The 9,246-nt window shown below is 45.5% G+C and carries 6 protein-coding genes and 2 riboswitches; of the genes, 4 read left to right on the plus strand and 2 right to left on the minus strand.

The window, feature by feature from the left end:
• Both LGT40_RS01295 and LGT40_RS01300 read right to left on the minus strand, forming a co-directional pair.
• Positions 1 to 808 (minus strand): cobyrinic acid a,c-diamide synthase CobB (locus LGT40_RS01295; RefSeq protein ID WP_226343138.1); only part of this gene is annotated, 808 nt, incomplete at its 3' end.
• The gene (locus LGT40_RS01300) at positions 808 to 1,383 is read right to left on the minus strand and encodes a hypothetical protein (protein WP_226070365.1); all 576 of its coding nucleotides are present in this window, start codon (positions 1,381 to 1,383) and stop codon (positions 808 to 810) included. The genes LGT40_RS01295 and LGT40_RS01300, both read right to left, overlap by 1 nt.
• A 55-nt stretch (positions 1,384 to 1,438) precedes the next feature.
• Positions 1,439 to 1,641: riboswitch (cobalamin riboswitch) on the minus strand.
• A gap of 79 nt (positions 1,642 to 1,720) precedes the next feature.
• A riboswitch (cobalamin riboswitch) is annotated at positions 1,721 to 1,915 on the plus strand.
• 61 nt (positions 1,916 to 1,976) lie between these two features.
• On the opposite strand from LGT40_RS01300, the gene LGT40_RS01305 reads away from it, so the two are divergent.
• The 4 genes from LGT40_RS01305 to LGT40_RS01320 form a co-directional block, all read left to right on the plus strand.
• Positions 1,977 to 3,815, plus strand: a complete 1,839-nt coding sequence (locus tag LGT40_RS01305; RefSeq protein ID WP_226070363.1) for a TonB-dependent receptor domain-containing protein — start codon at positions 1,977 to 1,979, stop codon at positions 3,813 to 3,815.
• Positions 3,816 to 4,037: 222 nt separating this feature from the next.
• The gene (locus LGT40_RS01310) at positions 4,038 to 5,222 is read left to right on the plus strand and encodes an O-succinylhomoserine sulfhydrylase (RefSeq protein ID WP_226070361.1); all 1,185 of its coding nucleotides are present in this window, start codon (positions 4,038 to 4,040) and stop codon (positions 5,220 to 5,222) included.
• An 87-nt stretch (positions 5,223 to 5,309) separates the two neighbouring features.
• On the plus strand, positions 5,310 to 7,133 hold the full coding sequence (locus tag LGT40_RS01315; RefSeq protein ID WP_226070359.1) for a vWA domain-containing protein: 1,824 nt from the start codon (positions 5,310 to 5,312) through the stop codon (positions 7,131 to 7,133).
• Positions 7,134 to 9,246: midas domain-containing protein (locus tag LGT40_RS01320; protein WP_226343139.1), on the plus strand; the 2,113-nt coding region annotated here is incomplete at its 3' end.

The following is a 9,246-nucleotide window of genomic DNA, read 5'->3' on the forward strand; positions in this document are numbered from 1 at the left end:
AAAAAAATATCAGCTCAGCACCCATCGCGGTTAGACAATCCAGATTGGCCTGATAGATAAAGGCAAATGCTGGATCCTTAGCCACGCCGATGCGAATAGCTTTTAAGAGTGGTGGTAAATGTTCTACAGGAGCGCTGTCTAGTTTGATTTGCGGTAATACAAATTCGGGATCGAGCTGCAGGCTATCTGCCAGAGTGTCCAGACGCTCACTCAAATCAGTGAGTTCATCAGCCTGAACCAAACCCAGATAACGGCTGGGCAGACTTTCAGTTTGACGAGGCATAGTAGCAAGGCAGGGTATATCTTCTGGTAAAGCGGATGTCAGCATTTCAGCATGTCTGGCACTGCCCACACGATTGGCCATAACGCCAGTTAATGTCACATCCGAACGAAAGTGGGCTAAGCCAAACGCTAAAGCAGCAAATGTTTGTGCCATGGCGCTGGCATCAATCACAGCTAACATCGGGATACCTAAAATGGCAGCCAGATCGGCTGTGGAGGGAGCACCATCAAATAAGCCCATCACGCCTTCAATCAGAATAATGTCAGCTTGCCCGGCCGCGTCGGCAATCAAGTGTCTGCTGTGGGTTTCACCGACCATCCATAAATCAACTTGATAAACGGGATGGCCGGAAGCAAAAGACAAGATCATTGGGTCCAGAAAGTCTGGACCTACTTTGAAAATTCGGACCTGTTTACCCTGACGTCGATAATGCCACGCCAAGGTCGCGGTAACAGTGGTTTTACCTTGACCTGAGGCTGGGGCAGCAATAATCAGCGCAGCGCAGGTTTGCGGCTGCTTTGACATTAACGTAGCGGATTACTGCGCTGGCTCAAATTCGCTAAACGGAAGCTGCTATGAATTACTGCGGCAATGGCGATGTAAAAGCTTAATTTACTGAGGTTGCCAGGATAGGACTGGATAAACCGGGTCAGATACTCTGCCATGTTTGGGTCGACATAACGACCTGAAAACCAGTAAAAACCACCGCCACTGAACAGGCCGGCAACTGCGGTAACTGTTGTCAGGGCCGCAGCTAATGTGAACAGCGCAGTCCAGTTAAATTGGTATCTGGATAAAAACCAGCGACCGGCCAGCCATAAACTGCCGTATGCGGGCAGCAAAAAGCCATAGGACGGCGAAACACAGAAATTACTAGCCCCACCTATATAAACAGACATCAAGTCCAGCGCTACCGCCAAACCCAAAAATACGGGAAACCATAATTTTGAGACCAGATAAAAACCAGCCAACATAAATATTGCCCAGGAGGCGCTGGGGAGGATGTTGATATCGGCAAAATGATGACCACGAGTCATCACCATTAATACAGCCAGAAGCGCAGCCACGATCAGTTGCTGACGTTGAGATAATAACGACATTGAGATTCTCCGATGTGCCCACCCGCACAACTTGGTTAATTACATTTTCGATCATAAGACCATGATAATTCAGGCCGGTCTCCGGACTCATAAGCGGTGCTATCACCAGTTGAACACCTTCCCGTAATAGATACAGTGGCATACCGTTCAACCTGAACTTATTTACCGTTGCGGGGGCAGTGTCGGGTTTATCTGATATCCAGATCCACCGACTTCCCGTTTCATCGCTCTTGCGACACCTGAAACTGCCGACAGAATAAGGATTAGCAGGCTATATTGTCAATTTGGAATTCATTTATGGCCATTATCAGGTTTGACGATAAGTCATAGGAGATTTAAGATGCGCGCCTCTTCAGGTGCTTTGATATCCATCAGAGTTAAACGGGAAGTTGGTGCAAAACCAACACTGCCCCCGCAACGGTAAACGTTGAAAATGCATCCAATCAGCCACTGCGATTAATCGTGGGAAGGCGGGTGTACTGGCGCAAGCCACAACGTGAGTCCGGAGACCGGCCTGAAGTTCATCACAACCGAATCGTGTTGTGTGACTTTATTAACCTGGATCGCGGGTGAGCGTATCCCAAGGAGACAATATGAAACCTTCAACAAAGGCCATGCCTTTGCGCGTCTGTGCACGACTGACTTTGGCGGCACTGGCTACTTCCACCTTTTCTGTTACGGCTTTGGCCGAACAGGAATCCCTTGATGCAATGACAATTACCGCTAATCGGATGCCCACCGAAAATGCGTTGGCACCCAATACAGTTATTACTCGTGCGGATATTGATCGGTTGCAGATTAATGATTTACCTACCTTGCTTTCGCGCTATCCCGGCATCGATATGACTAACAGCGGTGGTCTCGGCAAAGCCAGCAGTATTTATCTGCGTGGAACCAACTCTGGGCATGTTTTAGTGCTTGTCGATGGAGTGAAATGGCATTCCGCGACTGCTGGAACCCCTTCATTTCAAGACTTTCCAGTAAACCAGATTGAACGTATCGAAATTGTTCGTGGTTCACGTTCTGGTTTGTATGGAGCCGAGGCGATTGGCGGCGTGATTCAGATCTTTACCCGACAAGGTAAAAATCAAAGCCCAACTCCTTATGCTTCAGTAGGTATTGGCAGTCATAACACGAAACAAGCCAGTGGCGGTGTCAGTGGCGGAAATGAAACTACTCGCTATCATGCCAACTTTACCCATCAATCAACCAACGGTATCAATGCTCGTGAAGAAGATAACCCGGATCATGATGGTTATCGAAATAACAGTTTTTCAGCAAGAGTGGATCACCAATTAACCGAAGGCTGGAGTATCGGAGCAAATTTTTTACGGGCTCAATCCAGAAATCATTATGATAGTTTCTCCTTAACTGAAGACTATTATGCCAATAATGTGCAGCAGGTTTTGGGCGTCAATACACAATACCAAGTAACTGATTTTTGGTTGATGTCGTTGAATTTGTCTGAGTCGAGAGATGAAAATGATAACTATGTCAATGGCATGCCGGACCCGCAAGGCAAGACCTATAACACTCGACATCGTTTTATCAGCTTGGTCAATACGTTCATGTTGTCTAAATACCAACGACTCAATGTAGGCTTCGATTATGATCATGATCGCGTAGAGAGTACGATTGATTTCGATGAAAGCTCCCGCGATAACAAGGCGCTATTTGTCAGTTGGCAAGGGGAGGCTGATCGTCACAGCTGGTTACTGAGTGCACGTCATGATGATAATGAAGCCTACGGTGAAAAAACAACTGGTACGGCAGAGTGGGGATATCAACTGACCCAAGGTCTGCAGGTTGTGGCCAATGCCGGAACCGCATTTAAAGCGCCTACTTTCAACCAGCTTTATTATCCTGATGTAGGTTATTTTGTTGGTAACCCTGATCTGGAAGCTGAAAAATCCAAAAATTATGGTATCGGCTTGTTAGGCAATGCCAATTGGGGGAATTGGGGAGTTCATGCTTATCAGAATAAGATTCGTGATTTGCTGGTGTATCAATTCCCTACGACAGAAAATGTGGCGGAAGCCAAAATTAAAGGCATTGAATTTGATTTGGGTACAACGCTGCTGAATTGGCAGATACAGTTTAATGCTACTGTGCTTCAACCGGAAGATGAAGAAACAGGTAATAAGCTACCACGCAGAGCACAGCGTTTAGCAAATTTGCATGTCGATCGTCAGTTTGGCGACTGGTCGATTGGTGGTAGCTGGAAAGTCAGTGACTATCGTTATGATGACGCAGCCAACAACACGCGTTTAGGTGGTTATGGTTTAGTGGACTTACGAGTGGCTTATCAGATTGATAACGACTGGTCAGTTAAGTTAAACGCAATGAATGTCTTCGATAAGGAATATCAAACCGTTAATAATTTCAACACATTAGATCGTACTTATATGCTGACATTGCATTATCAGCCATAGAAAAATGATGAGATCATGCTCAGTCATTCGGGCTGAGCATGAATTTTTCGATCTATGTTGCCTGGGCTGAGATACATTAAATCTCGGTAAAAGTATTTTTGAATCGATCTAATTATTTGCTTTCTTCATTTTCTCTCATTCAGCCAACCAAGGATAAAGCTGGTCACTGGTATGGCTTATCTTTTAGAATGACAGGATTTTCCAGCTATTTTCAGAGTTATCATGACCGATATCAAAGACCAGGGATTTGCCACCCGAGCTATTCGTGCAGGACAGGTGAGAACACCTGAGGGTGAACATTCCGAACCGATTTTCCCTACTTCCAGTTTTGTTTTTGATAGTGCAGAGCAAGCGGCAGCTCGTTTTGGCGGTGATGAACCTGGCAATATCTATTCACGTTTTACCAATCCCACAGTCCGTACTTTTGAGCAACGTTTAGCGTCACTGGAGCAGGGTGAATCCTGTGTCGCCACGGCTTCTGGCATGTCAGCCATTCTGGCTACCTTTATGGGCTTATGCGCTGCGGGTGATCATATTGTGTCGTCTCGCAGTGTGTTTGGTACGACGCGGGTTTTGTTTGATAAATACCTCAGCAAGTTCGGTTTGCAGACAGATTATGTTCCGTTAACCAATTTAGCTGCATGGGAAGCGGCAATCAAACCGAACACCAAAGCCTTGTTTTTGGAGACACCATCTAATCCACTCAATGAAATTGCTGACTTGGCAGCTTTGTCAGTATTAGCCAGGCAGCATGATTGTTTATTAATTGTTGATAACTGTTTCTGCACTCCCGCTTTGCAGCAGCCTTTGTTACTTGGAGCGGATATCGTTATTCACTCGGCTACTAAATATATTGATGGGCAGGGGCGTTGTGTGGGTGGTGCGGTAGTTGGCGATGCACAACGGGTTGGAGAGGAGGTCTACGGCTTCCTGCGTTCAGCCGGCCCCACCATGAGTGCATTCAATGCCTGGACTTTTCTGAAAGGCCTGGAAACGCTGGACTTACGCATGAAAGCGCATTCTGCCAATGCTAATCAACTGGCACATTGGCTGCAGCAGCAGAAACAGGTTACTCAGGTGTTTTATGCCGGGCTCGAGTCGCATCCAGGTCATCAATTGGCTAAACAGCAACAATCTGACTTTGGTGGCATTATTGCTTTTGAGGTGAAGGGCGGTCAGCAAGCTGCCTGGAAATTGATTAATGCGACACAGTTTATTTCGATTACCGCCAATCTGGGTGATACGAAAAGTACGATTACGCATCCGGCCACTACCACGCATGGCCGTTTGTCAGTGGAAGCACGAGCGGAGTCAGGTATCAGCGATGGCATGATACGTTTGTCGGTTGGTTTGGAAAATGTCGAAGATATTCAATCAGATATACAGCGTGGGTTGGATCTACTTTAAGCACGCCAAGCAAATAACTGACCTATCGGCATAAAACCTGCATATTGAGTCTGAAATAAAACAATTCGCGTCAGGAAATCGTCAATAATGACCTTTTCTGCCGCTTCTCAAGCCAAACAGGTTGTTTTTATGCAGAGAATATTAAGGGTAATACTGGTACTGCCTATCATCTGGTTTATTTTTCCAGCGCAGGCAAATACGGGCTCTAACGCTGATGTCCGCATCATTATTGATGTATCAGGCAGCATGAAATACAACGATCCGCAAAATCTTCGTTCGCCGGGGCTTCGATTGCTGGGCGGGCTTATGCCGGGAGACGCTGAGAGTGGTGTCTGGACCTTTGCCCGATACGTCAATATGCTGGTACCAATACAAAAAGCCAATGACAACTGGCGACAACGGATCGAACAAAAATCTTCTGAAATTCATTCACATGGTTTATTCACAGATATTGAGCAGGCTTTGCAAAAGGCGACTGCCAATGTCAACACTTCGAATCCCTCAAAACAACGCAGTATTATTCTGTTATCTGATGGTCTGGTTGATTTGCATCAGGGTAAAACGGCCAGCGAACAGTCCCGTCAAAACATAATTAATAAACTTTTGCCGCAAATAAAACAGAAAGGCTTTCGAATTCATACGATTGCCCTATCTGAAGAGGCGGATCATGAACTGCTAAAACAATTATCACTCTCCACCGATGGTTGGTATCACAAGGTTGATAATGCTGATGAGCTCGAACGAGTGTTTCTGCATTTATTCGAACAGGCTACTCAACGCGATTCTGTTCCGTTAGTCGATAATCGTTTTGTCATTGATAACAGCGTCAATGAAATGACAATTTTAGTCTTCCGAGAAAATGAAACTGACGTAACGCAATTGCAGCAACCTGATCAAAAACGCCAACAAGCCGACGCACACGAATCCTCTGTGCGCTGGATGCAGGAAAAACATTTTGACTTGATTACAATAGATAATCCTATGCCTGGCGAGTGGTTTATTGATGGCAATATCGACCCAGATAACCGCGTTATGGTTTTAACTGACCTTAAAATGGAGACCATTGATCTTCCAAATAATATTTTGGCCGGAGAGCAATTTGATATCGTGGCGCATTTGACCGACCATGGTAAGCAAATCGATCGTGAAGATTTCCTGCAACTGGTGACCGCTGAGTTAAGCACTCAACCGGTACAGGGCGAACCGATCAATAAAACAATGACCTTAAATAACCAGACGGCGACGTTTATGGCAAATTTAGGCAAGCTGTTTGATAGTGGACAAAACGATATTGTGATCACGGCAAAAAGTGACACCTTTGAGCGGCAGCGTCGGCAATCCGTGAATGTTGTCGCACTACCTTTTGATGTGACTGTTTCGCAAATAGAAGCAGATAGCCGCAGCCATCGTTTATCTATGTCGGCGGATGCCAGCATGATTGATCCACAATCTCTGCAAATTACGGCTTTACTCAGCGCACCCGATGGCAGTGAGTTTCCCTATGATGTCTTGCGTCAATCAGATAATGCCTGGCAACTGACAGTGGCCGATTTGCAACCTGAAACGGCTTATCAATTATCTCTGCAAATTCGGGGTAAAACTCCCACTGGACGGAATGTATTTTTGCAACCTAAACCTATTCAGTTACTGGATGAGAATGGCAGCACCCTGACCATTACGTCCGAAACACCTGTACCCAGTGAACAAAACAACGCCAAGCCATTTGAGCCGGTGCTGATTGATCCGATAGTCGACGCCCAAGATCCCGAAACTTCAAATGCATCATTTCAGTTATCGGATACGGTGATCTTAGCGATTGGTAACGCGGTTATCGTTTTACTGTTATTAATCGGATTTTGGTTTTGGCATCGCAGCCGCCGCCGGCAGCTATTACCTGGAGACTTATTGTAAATGTCGATGACAGATCCCGTTTTTCAATGGTTGGCATATGAGCTGGCTGCTATTTTTGCCATTTTGTTTATCTGGGTTTTGTTACGTGCCCGTCGTAAACAAAAACGTACCCAGACCGCAGCAGCAAAAACAGCCAGGCTACTCAAAAACAGTTATGAGCAACGCGTTGTGGCGTTAAGCAGTCAGCTCAGTTCACGTTATGGGTTGAGTGGTGCAGCACTAGACTCTATGGTTGAGGAGTTGATGTTGCGTGAAAAGGAAATCTATAAGTCGATAGTCAATTTATATACCCAGCAGGATGAAAAAACACTTAAAAATTTACCTGAACAAATTACTGCACTGACAGATGCCACCATCAGCATTATGGAAGCTGACGCTGAATTAGAAGCGACGGGGCCCGAGCTGATAGTTGAAGAAAATGAGGATGTACCAGCAGATGAATTGGAGGCTGTTGATGTTTCCGTCGAAGCTGAGACAGAAGAAACGGATGAATTCGATGGAGTATTTGATGATAACAATGCTGAAGCAGTTGTTGCTCAAACTGAGAATCTGGATGATACAACAGCGATATCTGATGAATCAGATACTGAAGCGGATTTTGATATTGAATTAGCCGATATTGACAGTGAAGAAGTCGATGTTGATGATATTTTTAATCAAAACCAGCCTGATGATGAATCAGCTACAACGGAACAGACTGACGCTGAAGAGGAAATTATTTCAACCGAAGCCGAGTTGGAGCTCGAGTCTGAACAATTGGCGGAGTTCGACGCGTTAGCCGAGTCTGAGCCAAATCAGAAAGATGCACAGCAATCCGATATAGATGAGGATTCGTCTCAAGTTCCAGTAAAAAGCTCTATGCGGATGGCTGACTTTTTAAAAAACGACTGGAATCCCACCGTCCCGGATATCTATGGTAAGACAACGCCCGACATTGCTGATGTAGAACCTGAATCTGTTGATGAAAAAATAGCAGAAGCCAGCACAACAACTAATGCTTCTAAGCCAAAGGGCATGAAGGCGCATTTAAATAAAGCCTGGACGAATCAGATTCCAGATATCTATGGTAAATCGCCGACCCCTGATGAGGCAGCGTCATCGGAGGATGACTCTTCAGCATTTGAGCATCAAGAACTGAAAATACATGCATTCGACACCGATGATAATGCTTTCCAATCGTTTGCCAATACTGTTTCGCCAGCAGACGTAGAATTAGATCTGGAGGAATATGATACTGCTACTGAAGATAGCATTTCATTGGCGGAAATTGATGATCTGATGCAGACAACTGAACCTTCAGTCGAAAGTGATGAGATGGAGCCTGTATCCAGTGACTTGAGTTTGGATGACGTTGAAGCAAATGAGGAAATTAATGCCGAGCAGAATGAATCAGCAGATCTGCCCATTGATGAGCCAGAGATAAACCATGATTTTAATGAATTATCTGAAATGGCGAACTTTGAAACAGATACCATTGAAGCAGACGACGAACCACTCGGCATCATGCAAGCCGACGCCTCGGATAAATCGACGGAAATGGAGGAAGACATTTCAGTTCAAGCGGATCAAGCTGAGCCGGAATCAATAGAGACAGAGTCAACATCCTCCGATGTGCCCAAATCTACAGATAATCAACCGATTGACTCAGCATTAGAAACGGAAACTACCGAACAGGAAAACAATACCGAAACAGCTGATTGGGATGCTGACTTGGTGGCTGAACCATGGGAAACAGAATCCAATGATGAAGATCAATTCAGTGCGATTTCAAATACTTTAGCCGAAGCAGATCCAGAGCCTGTTCCGGACTCTGAGCAGTCTGATACTACAACTCCAGAGAATATTGGTGACGGGGATTTTGAGGGTCTCACAGAACCTGAGGAAGTATTCGCGGAGTCCAGTGCAGATGAGAATCAGTTAACCGATCAATGGATATTGGATGAAAATGATCTTCCAGAGCTAAACGAGCTTGCAACGGATGCGGTGGACGATGCAGTTGGTGAAACTGGCCAATCGAATATCGAGCAAGACACTGATTTTACTGAAATAAACGAACAAGAAGATAATATTGCCGAAGCCGAAGCCGAAGCCGAAGCCGAAGCCGAAGCCGAAG

It is taken from the genome of Methylophaga pinxianii (genome assembly GCF_020447225.1).
GTDB classification, from domain to species: Bacteria; Pseudomonadota; Gammaproteobacteria; order Nitrosococcales; family Methylophagaceae; genus Methylophaga; species Methylophaga pinxianii.